The organism is Sphingomonas bacterium (assembly GCF_903643065.1).
Lineage (GTDB): Bacteria > Pseudomonadota > Alphaproteobacteria > Sphingomonadales > Sphingomonadaceae > Sphingomonas.
Map to the genome: position 1 here is coordinate 1 of NZ_CAHJWX010000013.1, position 16194 is coordinate 16194.

General features: G+C 66.5%; 22 protein-coding genes and 1 pseudogene. 19 read left to right on the forward strand and 4 right to left on the reverse strand.

Annotated features, from left to right (window positions below; translation table 11 throughout):
- Positions 1 to 90: 90 nt before the first annotated feature.
- From HUU95_RS01085 to HUU95_RS01100, 4 genes are all read right to left on the reverse strand, one after another.
- A complete protein-coding gene (locus HUU95_RS01085) occupies positions 91 to 234 on the reverse strand; it encodes a hypothetical protein (protein ID WP_174278394.1) in 144 nt (47 codons plus the stop codon).
- Positions 235 to 238: 4 nt separating this feature from the next.
- Positions 239 to 1267 (reverse strand): L,D-transpeptidase family protein, encoded by a 1029-nt coding sequence (locus tag HUU95_RS01090; RefSeq protein WP_254602545.1) that lies wholly within the window; start codon positions 1265 to 1267, stop codon positions 239 to 241.
- Positions 1268 to 1345: 78 nt separating this feature from the next.
- Complete coding sequence (thiE, locus tag HUU95_RS01095) at positions 1346 to 2023, reverse strand: thiamine phosphate synthase (protein ID WP_174278395.1); 678 nt, start codon at positions 2021 to 2023, stop codon at positions 1346 to 1348.
- A 64-nt stretch (positions 2024 to 2087) separates the two neighbouring features.
- A complete protein-coding gene (locus HUU95_RS01100; protein WP_174278396.1) occupies positions 2088 to 2597 on the reverse strand; it encodes a hypothetical protein in 510 nt (169 codons plus the stop codon).
- Positions 2598 to 2737: 140 nt separating this feature from the next.
- Here HUU95_RS01100 and HUU95_RS01105 point away from each other — a divergent pair, with 140 nt between their 5' ends.
- The 19 genes and pseudogenes from HUU95_RS01105 to nuoI all read left to right on the forward strand — a co-directional run bounded on the left by HUU95_RS01105 (position 2738) and on the right by nuoI (position 16072).
- Entirely contained in the window at positions 2738 to 3643 is a 906-nt protein-coding gene (locus HUU95_RS01105) for a fructose bisphosphate aldolase (protein WP_254602546.1), read from the forward strand.
- Between the two features lie 87 nt (positions 3644 to 3730).
- A complete protein-coding gene (gene efp / locus HUU95_RS01110; RefSeq protein WP_174278397.1) occupies positions 3731 to 4294 on the forward strand; it encodes an elongation factor P in 564 nt (187 codons plus the stop codon).
- 46 nt (positions 4295 to 4340) lie between these two features.
- Positions 4341 to 4559 carry a hypothetical protein gene (locus HUU95_RS01115; protein ID WP_217429700.1) on the forward strand — a complete coding sequence of 73 codons (219 nt, stop codon included), beginning with the start codon at positions 4341 to 4343 and terminating at the stop codon, positions 4557 to 4559.
- A pseudogene (locus HUU95_RS14740) lies at positions 4546 to 4605 on the forward strand (hypothetical protein); the annotation flags it as partial. The gene HUU95_RS01115 and the pseudogene HUU95_RS14740, both read left to right, overlap by 14 nt.
- A gap of 61 nt (positions 4606 to 4666) precedes the next feature.
- A complete protein-coding gene (locus HUU95_RS14400) occupies positions 4667 to 4873 on the forward strand; it encodes a type II toxin-antitoxin system PemK/MazF family toxin (RefSeq protein ID WP_254602548.1) in 207 nt (68 codons plus the stop codon).
- Entirely contained in the window at positions 4873 to 5685 is an 813-nt protein-coding gene (locus HUU95_RS01125) for an inositol monophosphatase family protein (RefSeq protein ID WP_174278399.1), read from the forward strand. The genes HUU95_RS14400 and HUU95_RS01125 overlap by 1 nt, the downstream gene beginning before the upstream one ends.
- Before the next feature lie 188 nt (positions 5686 to 5873).
- Complete coding sequence (gene ndhC, locus HUU95_RS01130) at positions 5874 to 6248, forward strand: NADH-quinone oxidoreductase subunit A (RefSeq protein ID WP_174278400.1); 375 nt, start codon at positions 5874 to 5876, stop codon at positions 6246 to 6248.
- Positions 6248 to 6802 (forward strand): NuoB/complex I 20 kDa subunit family protein, encoded by a 555-nt coding sequence (locus tag HUU95_RS01135; protein WP_174278401.1) that lies wholly within the window; start codon positions 6248 to 6250, stop codon positions 6800 to 6802. Before ndhC ends, HUU95_RS01135 begins: the two co-directional genes overlap by 1 nt.
- Positions 6803 to 6904: 102 nt before the next feature.
- Entirely contained in the window at positions 6905 to 7738 is an 834-nt protein-coding gene (locus HUU95_RS01140) for an NADH-quinone oxidoreductase subunit C (protein ID WP_174278402.1), read from the forward strand.
- Between the two features lie 144 nt (positions 7739 to 7882).
- The gene (locus HUU95_RS01145) at positions 7883 to 9178 is read left to right on the forward strand and encodes an NADH-quinone oxidoreductase subunit D (RefSeq protein WP_254602547.1); all 1296 of its coding nucleotides are present in this window, start codon (positions 7883 to 7885) and stop codon (positions 9176 to 9178) included.
- On the forward strand, positions 9175 to 9627 hold the full coding sequence (locus HUU95_RS01150) for a hypothetical protein (RefSeq protein ID WP_174278403.1): 453 nt from the start codon (positions 9175 to 9177) through the stop codon (positions 9625 to 9627). Before HUU95_RS01145 ends, HUU95_RS01150 begins: the two co-directional genes overlap by 4 nt.
- Entirely contained in the window at positions 9620 to 10333 is a 714-nt protein-coding gene (locus HUU95_RS01155) for a complex I 24 kDa subunit family protein (protein WP_174278404.1), read from the forward strand. The genes HUU95_RS01150 and HUU95_RS01155 overlap by 8 nt, the downstream gene beginning before the upstream one ends.
- A complete protein-coding gene (locus tag HUU95_RS01160) occupies positions 10326 to 10592 on the forward strand; it encodes a hypothetical protein (RefSeq protein WP_174278405.1) in 267 nt (88 codons plus the stop codon). The genes HUU95_RS01155 and HUU95_RS01160 overlap by 8 nt, the downstream gene beginning before the upstream one ends.
- Positions 10592 to 11896 carry an NADH-quinone oxidoreductase subunit NuoF gene (gene nuoF / locus HUU95_RS01165; RefSeq protein WP_174278406.1) on the forward strand — a complete coding sequence of 435 codons (1305 nt, stop codon included), beginning with the start codon at positions 10592 to 10594 and terminating at the stop codon, positions 11894 to 11896. The genes HUU95_RS01160 and nuoF overlap by 1 nt, the downstream gene beginning before the upstream one ends.
- Positions 11896 to 12276: a clan AA aspartic protease gene (locus tag HUU95_RS01170; RefSeq protein WP_174278407.1), complete on the forward strand. Its 381-nt coding sequence runs from the start codon at positions 11896 to 11898 to the stop codon at positions 12274 to 12276. Before nuoF ends, HUU95_RS01170 begins: the two co-directional genes overlap by 1 nt.
- Before the next feature lies 1 nt (position 12277).
- A complete protein-coding gene (gene nuoG, locus HUU95_RS01175; protein ID WP_174278408.1) occupies positions 12278 to 14272 on the forward strand; it encodes an NADH-quinone oxidoreductase subunit NuoG in 1995 nt (664 codons plus the stop codon).
- Complete coding sequence (locus tag HUU95_RS01180) at positions 14269 to 14535, forward strand: hypothetical protein (RefSeq protein ID WP_174278409.1); 267 nt, start codon at positions 14269 to 14271, stop codon at positions 14533 to 14535. The genes nuoG and HUU95_RS01180 overlap by 4 nt, the downstream gene beginning before the upstream one ends.
- The gene (gene nuoH / locus HUU95_RS01185; RefSeq protein WP_174278410.1) at positions 14535 to 15590 is read left to right on the forward strand and encodes an NADH-quinone oxidoreductase subunit NuoH; all 1056 of its coding nucleotides are present in this window, start codon (positions 14535 to 14537) and stop codon (positions 15588 to 15590) included. The genes HUU95_RS01180 and nuoH overlap by 1 nt, the downstream gene beginning before the upstream one ends.
- Positions 15587 to 16072: an NADH-quinone oxidoreductase subunit NuoI gene (gene nuoI / locus HUU95_RS01190; protein ID WP_174278411.1), complete on the forward strand. Its 486-nt coding sequence runs from the start codon at positions 15587 to 15589 to the stop codon at positions 16070 to 16072. Before nuoH ends, nuoI begins: the two co-directional genes overlap by 4 nt.
- The last annotated feature ends 122 nt before the right edge of the window (positions 16073 to 16194 follow it).

Consider the following 16194-nt stretch of genomic DNA (forward strand, 5'->3'; position numbering starts at 1 on the left):
TGTCGGTGCCGTGATGCACCCGGCCCGCCGCGCGCGCCTGTCCCCAGGTGTCGGCGAAGCCGTCACGGGCGACGCCAGCGACGGGAACGATCAGCGCGTTCGGTCCGCCGGCGGGCGCGCCCGTCGGCGCGACGCTGGGCTGGATGGCAGGGCCGGAGCGGAGCAGAGCAGCGCGGCGAACAGCGCCGCCGCCGCCGCGATCAGGCTCAGCACGACCCAGCCGACCCGCGTCATCTCGTCATGCCTGGAAGATCACCGGGATGCCGGGCTTCATCATCAACGTGAGGCGCGCGGCGTTCCAGTTGGTCATGCGCACGCAGCCATGGCTCTCCGTCCGGCCGATATATTGCGGCTCGGGCGTACCGTGGATGCCGTAATGCGGGATGTTGAGGTTCATCCATACGACTCCGACCGGGCCGTTGGGACCGGCCGGCAGCATAGCCTTTTGATCCGATGACTTGGCGTCCCAGAACAGTGCCGGGTTGTACCTGAACTTGGGGTTATAGTCGTAATTGGTGACCTTGTGCGTGCCCAGCGGCAGCGGGTCGTGCTCGGAGCCGGTCGTGACCTGGAATTGCGCGACCAGTTTGTCGTCGCGATCGAACACGCGCAACACGCTGTCGGACTTGTCGACGACGATCCTGGCCGCGACCGGCTCGGTGGCGTCGACGTTGAGGTCGTTGAGCGTCCGCTTCCACCCGTCCGTCAGTTCGGCCGGATAGGCGCGGCTGGTGGGCAATGCATTGGGGAAGGTGACGGTCGTGCCGGGCGCGAGCTTGGTCGCGGGGCTGTTCAGCTCGATCAGCACGGCGGGCGTGGTATGGAACATCTCCGCCAGCTTCTCCAGCTTCGTGCGATAGGCGAGCGCGGGTAATTTGGCCTGGTCGTCCTCGTTGTGCGGGATGCGACCGACGAACGGCCCGGCGAGCATGGCGCTGCCGAGCGCGATTGCCTTGGTCGGCCGCCAGCCGCGATACCGGTGCAGCGCGTTCAGCGTCGCGGCATCGATCTGGCCGGTGACCGGCAGGGTGCGGCTCTCCTGAAAACCCTTCAGCGCCTGCGTCAGCGAAATGCCCGGTCGGCCGTCGAGAATGCCGGGCGAAAAGCCCAGATGATCGAGGATGACCTGGACGTGCAGCGTCGACAGGTCGAGCGGTGGTTTGGCGGTGGGAGCGGCCGGGGTGGCGGCCGGCTTGGGCCCGGTCGCGGCGAGGGTGACGGGGAGGGCGGCGCCCGCCGTCAGCAGGATCGCCAGTCGCTTCATCATGCCCATACCCAACCTATGTTACTGATACGCTGACGGCTGAACGGCCGACAGGCGGCTTGGCTCCCGCCATGGCGGAAGTCAGCGGCGGAGCAGGTCGGCAAAGGCGCGGACCGCCGCCGCCTCACCCTCCGGATGCGCCCACACGCCGGCGCTGACCGCGAGGAAGTCGGCGCCGGCGGCGACCAGCGGGGCGGCGTTGGCGGGAGTGATGCCGCCGATCGCGACGCAAGGCAGCTCGAACATCGTCGCCCACCAAGCGAGGATGGCGGGCTCGGGATGGTGGCGGACCTGCTTGGTCGTCGTCGGATGGAAGCTGCCGAACGCGACATAGTCGGCGCCCGCCTCGCCCGCCTCCATCGCGAGGTGGCGGCTGTCATGGCAAGTGACGCCGATCTGCGCCGTGGGCCCGAGCGCCGCGCGAGCCTCGCGCGGATCGCCGTCATCCTGGCCCAGATGGACGCCGTCGGCGCCCAGCCGCTTGGCGAGCGCGATCGAGTCGTTGACGATAAACGCGACGTCGCGATCGGCGCAGAGGCGCTGGAGCGGCTCGGCGAGGCGGGCGGCGGCGTGCTGGTCCACATCCTTGACGCGGAACTGGACGGCGGCGACCGGCCCGGCATCGAGCGCGCGGGCGAGCCGGTCGGGGAAGCCGCCCGCCACGTCGAGCGGCGAGATCAGGTACAGCTGGCAGGCCGGGCGCCGGTCGTTGCGCCGGAACGAGGCGGCGAAATCGGGATCGAGCGGGTCGTCGATCACTTGCCAATACCTGTCGGCAAGTGCTCTTGAACGATTATCGCGCAATGCTTGTGGGTATTCTGGCTCATCCGGGCTCGATGCCACGCTCGTCCGTGGTAAGACAGCACCATCGCTCCAGCGCGGCCGCGAAGCCGGCCGGATCGTCCAGGTGATGCGCAAGCGCCCTGATCACGCGGCGGCGCGCGCGGACCGGTTCGCGCAGCGTCACCAGCACGTTCGGGGTCGAGAAGGCGCAGGCGTCGAAGGTGTCGCGCCGCCGCGCGTCGGCCGACGTCCAGCCGGTCGCGACTCCGGCCACCGCCGCGCGGGGCACGGCCAGTCGCTTGATCGTCCCGAGCGGCCAGACCAAGCGATCGTCGATCAGCAGCACCGGCCGCCGCCGGAACGACAGGATGCCGGCCACGATCCAGCCGACCACGCCGCCGGACACCACCGACAGGGCGAGCGCACCGTTCGGACTACAGTGCCGAAGCAGCAGATGCGCGACGACCAGCTCGATCATGGCGAGGCTGACGAACGCCCACATCGGCGGCGCGATCACGCGGGCATAGCCGAACGCCCGAGCCTCAGTCATTCACTACCGCCAGGTCGCTCACCATCGTCCCCCGTCACCTCGGGCTTGACCCGAGGCCCCGCTGGCTTTCTTAGCAGTAGAAGAAGTGGGTCCCCGGCTCAAGACCGGGGCGACGACAGGCAGCAAAGGGAGCCGAGCGAATGGCGGACACGCATGTGGTGATGATGGCGCAGATGACGAGCGGGGCGGGGTTCATCGCCGCGCTGGACCAGAGCGGCGGCTCCACGCCCGGCGCGCTCAAGGCCTATGGCGTGCCCGAGGGTTCTTGGGGCAGCGACGAGGAGATGTACGGCCTTATCCACCAGATGCGGGTGCGCATCGTCACCGCGCCGTCCTTCACCGGTGCCAAGGTGCTCGCCGCGATCCTGTTCGAGCGCACGATGGACGGGGAGGCGGGCGGCGTGCCGGTGCCGACCGCGCTGTGGAGCCGCGGCGTCGTGCCGTTCCTCAAGATCGACAAGGGGCTGGAGGACGAGGCCGACGGCGTCCAGCTGATGAAGCCGATGCCCGGGCTCGACGCGCTGCTCGCGCGCGCCGGGGGGCTGGGGGTGTTTGGAACGAAGGAGCGCTCGACGATCCGGCTCGCGTCGCGCTCCGGCATCGCGGCGATCGTCGAGCAGCAGTTCGAGGTCGCCGCGCAGGTCGCGGCGGCGGGGCTGCTCCCGATCCTGGAGCCCGAGGTGCTGATCAAGAGCCCCGAGCGCGGCGACGCCGAGGCGATCCTGAAGGAGGAGATCGCCCGGCGGCTCGACGCGCTGACCGGCGACACGCGCGTGATGCTCAAGCTGACCATCCCGGTCGAGGCAGACCTGTATGCCGAGCTGGCGGGGCATCACCGCGTCGCGCGGGTAGTGGCGCTGTCAGGTGGCTTCACGCGCTCCGAAGCGAGCGCCGAGCTGGCGAAGAACCATGGCATGATCGCCAGCTTCTCGCGCGCGCTGCTGGCCGACCTGCGCCACGAGATGGACGACGCGACCTTCGACCGGACGCTGGGCGCGGCGATCGCCGAGATCTATCACGGGTCGGTGGTGAAGGTAGCAGCCTGATCACTGTTCGTCGGCACGAACAGTGATCAGGTTGGCAAGTGGGGCGGGGGACGCTAGGGCCGCGCCTCCTTTCTCGCGAGCAGACCCATGAAGATCAGCGGCGTGGACATTCGTCCCGGCAACATCATCGAATATGAAAACGGCATCTGGCGCGCGGTGAAGATCCAGCACACGCAGCCCGGCAAGGGCGGCGCCTATATGCAGGTCGAGCTGAAGAACCTGCGCGACGGACGCAAGAACAACGTCCGCTTCCGCTCGGCGGAGTCGGTGGAGCGGGTGCGGCTGGACACCAAGGATTTCCAGTTTCTGTTCGCCGACGGGGACGGCCTCGTGTTCATGGACAAGCTGACCTATGACCAGGTGACGCTGCCGCGCGACCTGCTGGGCGAGGCGGCGGCGTTTCTGCAGGACGGGATGGACGTAGTGATGGAACTGCACGACGAGGAGGCGATCTCCGTGCAGCTGCCCGATACGATCGAGGCGACGATCGTCGAGGCGGACGCGGTGGTGAAGGGCCAGACGGCGTCGTCCTCGTACAAGCCCGCGATCCTCGACAACGGCGTGCGCGTGATGGTGCCGCCGCATATCGGCGCGGGCACGAAGATCGTGGTCGACGTGTACGAGCAGACGTACGTGCGGCGGGCGGATTGACCCGAAGAGGATCACACCGCATGGCGCGTGCGCTATGCACAAACGCATGACGATCATGCTCGACGAGGATGTATACGACGGGCTGTACCGGCTTGTGGGCAAGCGTCGGATCAGCCAGTTCGTGTCGGACGTACTCCGGCCGCATGTCTCCGACCAGTCATTGGACGACGGCTATCGGGCGATGGCGGCCGACGGTGAGCGAGAGGACGAGGCGCGCGAGTGGCTGGCCGCGTTGGCGAACGACAGCATAGATGCTGCGCGGTGAGGTCTGGTGGGTGGAGTTCGACCCGTCCACTGGTAGCGAGATCAAGAAGACCCGACCGGCGATCATCGTCAGCAACGACGCGGCGAACCGCAATCTGTCCCCGCGTGATGGCGATGCCGATGACCTCCAACGTTTCGCGCGTCTACCCCGGCGAGGCCGTCGTCGATGTCGCAGGCCAGCGAAGCAAGGCACTGGCCGACCAGATCATGGCGGCAGACAAGAGCCGCCTCAAGTCCAAGCTCGGAGCGCTCAGCCGGGCCGACATGATCGCGGTCGAGGACGCGATCAGCCTTCATTTCGGATTACGTCGCTAATGCCTTCCCATTCCGGCCTGATGACGATGATGGAGCGCGCCGCGCGCAAGGCGGGGGTGCGGCTGCGGCGGGACTTCAACGAGGTGCAGCAGCTCCAGGTCAGCCGCAAGGGGCCGGCGGACTTCGTGACGATCGCCGATCGGCAGGCCGAGCAGACGCTGTTCGAGGAGCTGAGCCGCGCCCGACCCGATTGGGGCTTCCTGATGGAGGAGCGCGGAGCGGTCGCGGGCGCGGAGGACAAGCCGCGCTTCATCGTCGATCCGCTGGATGGCACCAGCAACTTCCTTCACGGCATCCCGCATTTCGCGATCTCGATCGCGGTCGAGGAGCTGCTCGCCAACGGCAAGCGCGAGATCACGGCGGCGCTGGTGTACCAGCCGCTGACCGACGAGAGCTTCTGGGCGGAAAAGGGGCGCGGCGCCTGGCTGACCGACCAGCGGCTGCGCGTGTCGTCCCGACGCGACCTGAGCGAGGCGTTGATCGCGACGGGCATCCCGTTCCTGGGGCATGGCGATTTCGCGGGCTGGACGCGCGTGTTCGGGGCGGTGGCGCCGCAGGTGGCGGGCATCCGGCGCTTCGGCGCGGCGGCGCTTGACCTGGCCTGGGTCGCGGCGGGGCGGTATGACGGCTATTGGGAGTCGGACCTCCAGCCCTGGGATGTCGCCGCCGGGCTGTTGCTGGTACGCGAGGCGGGTGGCTATGTGACCGACTTCCGGGGCGGCGACCGGCCGATGGAGCGCAACGAGTTCCTGGCCGCGAACGACGGGCTGCACTCCAAGCTGCACAAGCTGGTGGCGGGGGCGTTGCGGTAACTGGCGCGCTGCGGCGAAGTCGCGTCGTCGGACGGCGCGATGCGCCGCCAGCCGCGCTTGGGCGGGTCTTGCGGTAACGTACCGCAAGACCCGCTACGCGTTGCGATTCATTCTCACCGTGTCGTCGCCTTGCCCCGGTTCGTCGCGGGGCCTAAGTCACGGATCAGCCTTCGCAACTGCGGAATCCCATGGTCGATCTGTCGCAATATCTGCCTATCCTGCTCTTCCTGGGCGTCGCGATCGCATTGTCGAGCGCGTTCGTGTTCCTGCCCATGCTGGTCGCGCGGGCGACGGGGACGCATCAGCCGACCGAGGCGAAGCTGAGCGAATATGAGTGCGGCTTCCCCGCGTTCGAGGACCCGCGCTCGCAGTTCGACGTGCGCTTCTACCTGGTCGCGATCCTGTTCATCGTCTTCGATCTGGAGGCGGCGTTCCTGTATCCGTGGGCGGTGAGCGTGTTCTCGCTCGGCTGGACGGCGTGGGCGGCGATGATGGTGTTCATCGCCGAACTGGCGCTGGGGCTGGTCTATGCCTGGAAGAAGGGAGCGCTCGATTGGGAGTAGTGCCGCACGCCGGCCCGATCGGGCTGGTCAACAATCCCGAAGGCGAGGTCGTGGCGCCCGATGTGGGCTTTTTCGACAGCCTCAACGGCGAGCTGACCGACAAGGGCTTCCTGGTCACCTCGACCGAGGATCTGTTCCAGTGGGCACGCACGGGCTCGCTGTGGTGGATGACGTTCGGGCTCGCCTGCTGCGCGGTGGAGATGATCCACGTCAACATGCCGCGCTATGACCTGGAGCGGTTCGGCGCCGCCCCGCGCGCGTCCCCGCGCCAGTCGGACGTGATGATCGTCGCGGGCACGCTGTGCAACAAGATGGCGCCGGCGCTGCGCACCGTGTATGACCAGATGTCGAACCCGAAATACGTGATCTCGATGGGGTCGTGCGCCAACGGCGGCGGCTATTACCATTACAGCTATTCGGTGGTGCGCGGCTGCGACCGGATCGTGCCGGTCGACATCTATGTGCCCGGTTGCCCGCCGACGGCGGAGGCGCTGTTGTACGGCATCCTTCAGTTACAGCGGAAGATCAGGCGGAGCGGGAGCATCGAACGGTGACCCACGGCGTTCCGCCGCAATTTGCGCAGCTTGGCTTGGCGCTGATGATTTCATCGGCCGCGATCAGCCTGGGCGTTGCCGTTTGGCGGAAGCTATTCCGTGATGCGTAGCGCCGCGCCCGCCTATGCCGTCGACCTGAACGACGCGACCGTCGAGGCTGCGCGCGCAGCGCTGGGCGAGGCGCTGACCCAGGCGCGGGTGCGCGTCGGCGAGGTGCAACTGTTCGTGGCGCGCGACCGGATCGTCGACGCGTTGCGCGCGCTGCGCGACACGCCGGGGCTGGCCTACCAGCAGCTGATGGAGATCGCCGGCGTCGACTATCCCCAGCGGCCCGAGCGGTTCGAGATCGTCTATTGCCTGCTGTCGCTGACCCGCAACCATCGCGTCCAGGTCCATATCTCGACCGACGAGGAGACGCCGGTGCCGTCCGTCACCGGGCTGTGGCCGGTCGCCGGGTGGCTGGAGCGCGAGGTGTACGACCTGTTTGGGGTGTTGTTCGACGGCAACCCCGACCTGCGCCGCATTCTAACCGACTATGGCTTTCGCGGGCATCCGCTGCGCAAGGACTTTCCGCAGACCGGGTACACCGAGCTGCGCTGGTCCGAGGAGGAGAAGCGCGTCGTCTACCAACCGGTGCAGCTGGCGCAGGACTGGCGGACGTTCGATTTCCTGTCGCCTTGGGAAGGCGGCGCCTATGATTTGCCCGGCGATGAGAAGGCGGCGCTGCCCCAGGCGAAGGGCGCGATGACGCCGCTGTCGGCGGATGCCGTGGGCAAGGCGGACGCGGCGCAGTCGGCGACCAAGGCGCCGGCGGGGTCGGACGGAAACTACGCCGCCGGCACTTCGTCGCAGGGCCAGGCCAAGGGCGGCAACTCGGCCGAAAGCAAGCCGAAGGACCCGGATGTGGTGCCGGGCAAGGGAGGGCAGAACCAGTGATGCTCGTCCTTCGTCATGCTGAACTCGTTTCAGCCTCCACGCGCGGCGCGTTGATCGCAGGCGTGATTGCAGTGACGGGCCATCACGCATGGACCCTGAATAAAGTTCAGGGTGCCGGCGGGAACTGGTCGAATGAGGTGAACCATGGCTGATCTCGACCTGCACGACGCCCCCGCCGATGCGCCCGCGCCGGCGACGACGGACATTGATCCGTATACCTCCGAGCTGCTTCATGAGCCGACGCCGGGCGAGGAGACGACCGGCGACGTCTCGATCACCAACTACACGATCAATTTTGGGCCCCAGCACCCGGCCGCGCATGGCGTGTTGCGGCTGGTGATGGAGCTGGATGGCGAGCTGATCGAGCGGATCGATCCGCATGTCGGGCTGCTTCACCGCGGCACCGAGAAGCTGATCGAGTATCGCACCTACACCCAGAACATCCCGTATTTCGACCGGCTGGATTACTGCTCGCCGCTGTGTATGGAGCACACCTTCGTGCTCGCGATCGAGAAGCTGCTCGATCTGGAGGTGCCGTTGCGCGCGCAATACCTGCGCGTGTTCTTCGCTGAGCTGACGCGCATCAGCAACCACATGCTTAATCTCGGCTCGCACGTCATGGATGTCGGCGCGATGACGCCGAACCTGTGGCTGTTCGAGATCCGCGAGGATTGCTACAATTTCTTCGAGCGGATGAGCGGCGCGCGGATGCACCATAACTGGTTCCGGCCGGGCGGGGTGCATCAGGACGTACCGCTCAAGCTGTTGACCGACATCGCCGACTGGCTGGACGAGCGGATGCCGCGCCTGTTCGAGGACGCGATCAGCCTGGTCGCGGACAACCGCATCTTCAAGCAGCGCAACGTCGACATCGCGACGGTGAGCCGCGAGGACGCGATCGCCTGGGGCTTTAGTGGCCCGATGATCCGCGCCGCCGGGCTGCCCTGGGATTTGCGCAAGTCGCAGCCGTACGACGTGTACGCGAAGATGGATTTCGACGTGCCGGTGGGGACGCGCGGCGACTGCTACGACCGGTTCATGGTGCGCGTGGAGGAGGTCCGCCAGTCGATGCGGATCATGAAACAGTGCCTGGCCGAGATGCCCGAGGGCCCGATCGCCTCGCTCGACCGCAAGGTGGTGCCGCCCAAGCGCGCGGAGATGAAGCGATCGATGGAGGCGATGATCCATCACTTCAAGCTCTACACCGAAGGCTTCCACGTCCCCGCCGGCGAGGTCTATGTCGCGACGGAGAGCCCCAAGGGCGAGTTCGGCGTGTACCTGGTCGCGGACGGGACCAATAAGCCTTACCGCTGCAAGATCAGGCCGACCGCTTTCAGCCATCTCCAGGCGATGGACTTCATGAGCCGGGGGCACATGCTGGCGGATACGACGGCCATCTTGGGCGCGATGGACATCGTATTCGGGGAGTGTGATCGGTGAGAAAGGCGTGGCTTTGTGTTGGGCTCTTCACCTCACTGAGCGGTCTCGCCAGCGCGACTACGCCTGCTATGCTCCCGAATGCTACGGCCGATGATTGTGCTGTTGCTTCCAAGCTAAGCGATGCGATCACTCATGGTGACCTGCGACAGGCCAGTAACCTCTTCTCCGATGGGCTTGAGGTCGCACAAGATGGCCTCACGTTACGTTCTTCGAAAACCGCTTCATTGAATGCAATGAACGATGGCTATTTCGGAAATTGGACAAAGGTCACTTGCGCACCGGTTCGAATCGATCGCGTTGCCGTATCACGCTTTCACATAATTGTGATGGCGACATATCCCGGTGGTGTAGCCTGCACGTACCCGAGCAAGTCTAATCAGGTGCAAATTTATCGTCTGACGGCAGAAAAGACGATCTCTCACATCGACTTCTGGACTGTATATGGCTGAAGCCCCTACCATCCCCGATGAGACCGAAGTGCGCGCGCGGTGGGGCGGGTTCGCCTGGTCCGACGAGAGTCAGCGCAAGGCGAACGAGATTCTCGGGCGCTATCCCAAGGGCCGCGAGCAATCGGCGTCGCTGCCGTTGCTCGACCTCGCGCAGCGGCAGGTCGGCGCGGAAACGGACACGCAGGGCTGGCTGCCCGTGCCCGTGATCGAGTTCGTCGCGCGCCAGATCGGCGTGCCGTACATGCGCGTGTTCGAGGTCGCGACCTTCTACACCATGTTCAACCTGGCGCCGGTCGGGCGCTACCACGTCCAGGTCTGCGGCACGACGCCGTGCCTGCTCGCGGGCTCCGACGACGTGCTGGCGGCGTGCCGGAGCCATGGGCTGGCGAAGGGACGAACGACGGCCGACGGGCTGTTCACGCTGACCGAGGTCGAGTGCCTAGGCGCTTGCGCCAACGCGCCGATGGTGCAGATCAACGACGACAATTACGAGGATCTGGACTACGCCCGGACGACCGCCGTGCTGGAGGCGCTGGCGCGCGGTGAGCGGCCAGCGCCGGGCTCGACGATCGGGCGCCGCGTGAGCTGCCCGGAGGGCGGGCCGACGAGCTTGCGCGAGATGGTGGACGCGAACCACGACTATCGCGGGCAGTGGGGCGAGGTGGCGGTGGCCGACGCGGTGAATCGGGAGGCGGCTAGTGGCTGAGGACAATACGGTCAGCTTCATGGCCGAGCAGTTTAGAAGGCTTAACTCTCGCTTTGATGAAGTGGAACGTCGGCTCGGCACGTTTGAAGGCAAGATGGAAGATCGCCTCGCCAACATCGAACGGCGACTTACCAGTCAGACTCAGATCGAGCAGGCCATGATTGGCCACCTCGCCAGTATCCACGCGAGCGTCGATGATCTTCGGGCGCAGTTCCTTGGCGTCGACCGTCGCCTGAGCGCGCTGGAGGCGCACGTCTGATGCTCGCTGACAAGGACCGTATCTTCACCAACCTGTACGGGTTCCAGTCCGCGAACCTGTTGGCGGCGCGCGCGCGGGGCGATTGGGACAATACCAAGGCGCTGCTCGCGCTCGGGCCCGACGAGATCATCACGCGGATGAAGGCGTCCGGCTTGCGCGGGCGCGGCGGGGCGGGGTTCCCGACGGGCACGAAGTGGGGCTTCATGCCCAAGGAGCCCAAGCCGGACCGGCCCAACTTCCTGGTCATCAACGCCGACGAATCCGAGCCGGGATCGTGCAAGGATCGCGAGATCATGCGGCACGATCCGCACAAGCTGATCGAGGGCGCGCTGGTCGCGGGTTTCGCGATGCGCGCGCGGGCGGCGTATATCTACATTCGCGGCGAGTATATCCGCGAGGCGGAGGTGCTGTTCGCCGCCGTCGCCGAGGCATATGACGCCGGGCTGGTGGGGAAGAACGCGGCCGGGTCAGGCTATGACTTCGACGTGTTCGTCCATCGCGGCGCGGGTGCCTATATCTGCGGCGAAGAGACTGCGATGCTCGAAAGCCTGGAGGGCAAGAAGGGCCAGCCGCGCCTCAAGCCGCCGTTTCCGGCGGGCGCGGGGCTGTATGGCTGCCCGACCACGGTCAACAATGTCGAATCGATCGCGGTGGCGCCGACCATCCTGCGGCGCGGCGCCGCCTGGTTCGCGGGCTTCGGCGCCAAGGGCAACGAAGGCACCAAGCTGTTCCAGATCAGCGGCCATGTGAACAAGCCCTGCGTGGTCGAGGAGGCGATGAGCATCCCCTTCCGCCAGCTGATCGAAGAACATTGCGGCGGCATCCGGGGTGGCTGGGACAATCTGCTCGCCGTCATCCCGGGCGGCTCGTCCGTGCCGCTGGTGCCGGCGGCGCAGATCATGGACGTGGCCATGGATTTCGACGGGCTGAAGGCGGTGGGCTCGGGCCTGGGCACGGCGGCGGTGATCGTGATGGACAAGTCCACCGACATCGTCCGCGCGATCAGCCGCATCAGCTATTTCTACAAGCACGAGAGCTGCGGCCAGTGCACGCCGTGCCGCGAGGGCACCGGCTGGATGTGGCGGATGATGGAGCGGATGCGCACCGGCGAGGCGGAACTGGGCGAGATCGACATGCTCCAGCAGGTCACCAAGCAGGTCGAGGGCCATTCGATCTGTGCGCTGGGCGACGCGGCGGCGTGGCCGATCCAGGGGCTGATCAAGCATTTCCGCCCCGAGATGGAGCGCCGGATCACCGACCGCGCGGGCGGCGGACTGGCGCCGATGATGGAGGCGGCGGAATAGTGGGACTGGTGCACGCCCGCATCCAGCTGAGCAACGCGCTCCGCCCCGATCTCGCGGCGGTGGAAGTGGACGCGTTGGTCGACTCGGGTGCGTCGGAGCTTTGCATCCCCGAGGGGCTACGTCAGCAACTCGCGCTCGAGAGTGTCGAGACTCGCACGGCCGAGCTTGCCGACGGGAGCCAGCACGAGGTCGATGTGGTTGAGGCGGTACGGATTTTCTTCAAAACTCGGCGGACCGTCACAACGGCGGTCGTGATCGGGAACGAGGTGCTACTTGGCGCCATTCCCATGCAGTCGATGGACGTGCTGATCGATCCCAAGTCGGAACAGCTGATCCTGCCGCCCGACCGCCCCAATCTCGCGCTTGTCAAGGTCAAGTAGGATGCCCAAGCTCAAGGTCGACGGGATCGAGGTCGAGGTGCCGCAGGGGGCGACGGTGCTCCAGGCGTGCGAGGCGGCGGGGAAGGAAATTCCGCGTTTCTGCTATCACGAGCGGCTCAGCATCGCCGGCAATTGCCGCATGTGCCTGGTCGAGGTGAAGCCCGGGCCGCCCAAGCCGCAGGCGTCGTGCGCGCTGCCGGCGGCGGACAATCAGGAGGTCTTCACCACCACGCCGATGGTGAAGAACGCCCGCGAGGGCATCATGGAATTCCTGCTGATCAACCATCCGCTCGACTGCCCGATCTGCGACCAGGGCGGCGAGTGCGACTTGCAGGACCAGTCGGTCGCCTATGGGCGCGGCGGCTCTCGCTATGCCGAGAACAAGCGCGCCGTGACCGAGAAATATATGGGCCCGATCGTCAAGACGATCATGACCCGGTGCATCCAGTGCACGCGCTGCATCCGCTTCGCCGAGGAGGTGGCGGGCGTGGAGGAGATCGGCGCGATCTATCGCGGCGAGGACATGCAGATCACGTCCTATCTGGAGCGCGCGGTCTCATCCGAGCTGAGCGGCAACGTCGTCGATCTGTGCCCGGTCGGCGCGCTGACGTCCAAGCCCTATGCGTTCGAGGCGCGGCCGTGGGAGCAGCGCCGCACGCCGACGATCGACGTGCAGGACGCGGTGGGGACCAACGTCACGCTGTACAGCCGCGGGCGGCAGGTGCTGCGCTCGCTGCCGCGGATCAACGAGGACGTGAACGAGGAGTGGGCGACCGACAAGACGCGCCACCATGTCGACGGGCTGGTGCGGCGGCGACTCGATCGGCCGTTCGTGCGCCGGGCGGGCAAGCTGGTGCCGGCGACGTGGGACGAGGCGTTCGCGGCGATCGCGGCCGTCGAGCATGGCGGGTCGGTGGCGGCGGTGGCCGGCGACCTCGCCGACTGCGAGACGATGTTCGCAGGCCACGCGCTGGTGACGGCGCTGGGCGGCTCGCGGCTGGAGGGCCGGCAGACCGGGATGGACTATGACACGTCCAGCCTGGCGGCGGTCAATTTCAACACCACGATCGCGGGCGTCGAGAAGGCGGACGCGATCCTGCTGGTGGGCACCAACCTGCGTTGGGAAGCGCCGCTGGTGAACACCCGCGTGCGCAAGGCGATCAAGAAGGGCGCGCGCGTCTTCGCGATCGGGCCGGAGACGGACCTGACGTACAAGGTCGAGTGGCTGGGCGCGGACCTGGCGCTGCTGGGCGATCTGCCCAGGCACGTGCACGACGCGTTCGCGGGCGCGGACAAGCCGATGCTGGTGCTGGGCGGGGCGGCGCTCAAGGGTGGGCACGCGGCGGCGTTGCGGCTGGTCGAGCCGCTGGGCCTGATCAAGCCCGACTGGAACGGCTTCAACGTCGTGCACATGGCGGCGAGCCGAATGGGCGGGCTGATGCTCGGATATGCGCAGCCAGGCGGGATCGCGGCGCTGGCGGATGCGAAGCTCACCTTCTTTCTCGGCGCGGACGAGGTGGATTTCAGCCGCTTCGCCGGGTTCAAGGTCTATCTGGGCCATCATGGCGATCGTGGCGCGGCGGCGGCGGACGTGGTGCTGCCGACGGCCGCGTATAGCGAGAAGTCGGGGACGTGGGTGAACCTGGAGGGCCGCGTCCAGCGGGGCGAGCGCGCGGTGTTCCCGCCGGGCGACGCGCGCGAGGACTGGTCGATCCTGCGCGCGCTGTCGGCGGTGCTGGGGCAGCCCCTGCCGTTCGACAGCCTGCCCGGCCTGCGCGAGGCGATGTTCGCGGCGGTGCCGGCGCTGCGCAACCCGGGGCTGGCGGCGTTCGAGTGGAACCCGCCGGTGCTCGACGGGGCAGCGGCCGGCGTGATTGCGGGTTACCCGATCGCCGACTTCTACCTCACCAACGCGATCGCACGCTCCAGCCCGACGATGCAGCAATGCTCGGCCGAGTTGTTGCATGGTGACATGCTGGCGGAGGCGGCGGAGTGAGCGTGTTAACGCCGCACCGGGTTCGCCGTTTAGATGATGGCAGGATCGAGCATTATTTCCCTGATGCCAACAGCGATGGTTTCTACGAGCTAAGCGCGCCCTCCATCGGATCGGAGGCGCATCATAAGAAGAACACGATTTTGGTAGCATCGATCGAACTTGCTCTACATCTGGTTCGTGAACATGGTTTGTCCATACGGATGAATGGCAATCTCACGAGTCAACGCAACCTGATCTCCGCTTCGCAAATCGAGTGTTTGTGATGACTTCCTTCTTCAACACCACCCTTGGCTTTTCCTATGGCTGGGCTTGGTTCACTGCCACGATCGCAGGAATCCTCCTGATCGCGCTGCCGCTGATGCTGGCGGTGGCGATGATCATCTATGCCGATCGCAAGATCTGGGCGGCGATGGCGTTGCGGCGCGGGCCCAACGTGGTCGGGCCGTTCGGGTTGCTCCAGTCCTTCGCGGATGGGCTGAAGGTGTTCCTGCAGGAGACGATCATCCCGTCGGCGTCGAACCGGGCATTGTTCCTGCTGGCGCCGATCATCACCTTCACCGTCGCGCTGATCGTGTGGGCGGTGGTGCCGTTCCAGGCGGGCATGGTGCTGGCCGACATCAATGTCGGGCTGCTCTACGTCCTCGCGGCGTCGTCGCTGGGCGTGTACGGCATCATCCTGTCGGGCTGGGCGTCCAACTCGAAATACCCGTTCTACTCGGCGCTGCGCGCGGCGGCGCAGATGGTCAGCTATGAGGTCGCGATCGGCTTCGTGCTGGTGACGGTGGTGATGTGGGCGGGATCGTTCAACCTGTCGAGCATCGTTCTGGCGCAGGCGAACATGTATGGGCTGCCGATCAACGGCTTCGTGCTCAATCCGCTGCTGTTCCCGATGTGGGTCGTCTTCCTGATCTCGTCGATGGCGGAGACGCAGCGTGCGCCGTTCGACCTGACGGAGGCGGAGTCGGAGCTGGTTGCGGGCTACCAGACGGAATACTCGTCGATGAGCTTCGCACTGTTCTGGCTGGGCGAATATGCCAACGTCCTGTTGATGTGCGCGCTCAACGCGACGCTGTTCTGGGGCGGGTGGCTGCCCTTGTTCAACTTCGCGCCGTTCACCTGGGTGCCGGGCATCCTCAACCTGTTCGTCAAGATCCTGTTCTTCTTCTTCATCTTCAGCTGGGTGAAGGCGACGGTGCCGCGCTATCGCTACGACCAGTTGATGCGGCTGGGCTGGAAGGTGTTCCTGCCCATGTCGCTCCTGTGGGTGTTCCTCGTCTCCGGGGTCCTCATGTTCCATCGCGTAGGATTGCCCGGATGACCCCCGCCCATTTCATCAAGTCGTTCACCTTGTGGGAGTTCCTCAAGGCGCACGCGCTGACGCTGCGCTATTTCTTCAAGCCCAAGGCGACGATCAACTACCCGTTCGAGAAGATGCCGCTGTCGCCTCGCTTTCGCGGCGAGCATGGGCTGCGGCGCTATCCGAACGGCGAGGAGCGGTGCATCGCCTGCAAGCTGTGCGAGGCGATCTGTCCGGCGCAGGCGATCACGATCGAGGCGGAACCGCGCGACGACGGCAGCCGGCGCACGACGCGCTACGACATCGACATGACCAAGTGCATCTATTGCGGGCTGTGCGCGGAAGCCTGCCCGGTCGACGCGATCGTCGAGGGGCCGAACTACGAGTTCTCCACCGAGACGCGCGAGGAGCTGATCTACGACAAGGCCAAGCTGATCGAGAATGGCGATCGCTGGGAAAGCGTCTTCGCCGCGAACCTTGCCGCCGATGCGCCGTACCGGTAGGCGCGGCGCATCAGCGGGAGGGTTCACATGAAGCTACGATCAAGCCTGCTCGGCTCGGGCGCGGCCACGGGCCGCTTTGTGTCGCCCCCGCCGACCGGCACCGGCGGCGGCGCGCGCGGGCG

Coding starts and splice junctions, on each gene's coding strand:
- HUU95_RS01085 (WP_174278394.1), bottom strand. CDS start 234: ATGACGCGGGTCGGCTGGGTCGTGCTGAGCCTGATCGCGGCGGCGGCG.
- HUU95_RS01090 (WP_254602545.1), bottom strand. CDS start 1,267: ATGATGAAGCGACTGGCGATCCTGCTGACGGCGGGCGCCGCCCTCCCC.
- HUU95_RS01100 (WP_174278396.1), bottom strand. CDS start 2,597: ATGACTGAGGCTCGGGCGTTCGGCTATGCCCGCGTGATCGCGCCGCCG.
- HUU95_RS01105 (WP_254602546.1), top strand. CDS start 2,738: ATGGCGGACACGCATGTGGTGATGATGGCGCAGATGACGAGCGGGGCG.
- efp (WP_174278397.1), top strand. CDS start 3,731: ATGAAGATCAGCGGCGTGGACATTCGTCCCGGCAACATCATCGAATAT.
- HUU95_RS01115 (WP_217429700.1), top strand. CDS start 4,341: ATGACGATCATGCTCGACGAGGATGTATACGACGGGCTGTACCGGCTT.
- HUU95_RS14400 (WP_254602548.1), top strand. CDS start 4,667: ATGGCGATGCCGATGACCTCCAACGTTTCGCGCGTCTACCCCGGCGAG.
- HUU95_RS01125 (WP_174278399.1), top strand. CDS start 4,873: ATGCCTTCCCATTCCGGCCTGATGACGATGATGGAGCGCGCCGCGCGC.
- ndhC (WP_174278400.1), top strand. CDS start 5,874: ATGGTCGATCTGTCGCAATATCTGCCTATCCTGCTCTTCCTGGGCGTC.
- HUU95_RS01140 (WP_174278402.1), top strand. CDS start 6,905: ATGCGTAGCGCCGCGCCCGCCTATGCCGTCGACCTGAACGACGCGACC.
- HUU95_RS01145 (WP_254602547.1), top strand. CDS start 7,883: ATGGCTGATCTCGACCTGCACGACGCCCCCGCCGATGCGCCCGCGCCG.
- HUU95_RS01155 (WP_174278404.1), top strand. CDS start 9,620: ATGGCTGAAGCCCCTACCATCCCCGATGAGACCGAAGTGCGCGCGCGG.
- nuoF (WP_174278406.1), top strand. CDS start 10,592: ATGCTCGCTGACAAGGACCGTATCTTCACCAACCTGTACGGGTTCCAG.
- nuoG (WP_174278408.1), top strand. CDS start 12,278: ATGCCCAAGCTCAAGGTCGACGGGATCGAGGTCGAGGTGCCGCAGGGG.
- nuoH (WP_174278410.1), top strand. CDS start 14,535: ATGACTTCCTTCTTCAACACCACCCTTGGCTTTTCCTATGGCTGGGCT.
- nuoI (WP_174278411.1), top strand. CDS start 15,587: ATGACCCCCGCCCATTTCATCAAGTCGTTCACCTTGTGGGAGTTCCTC.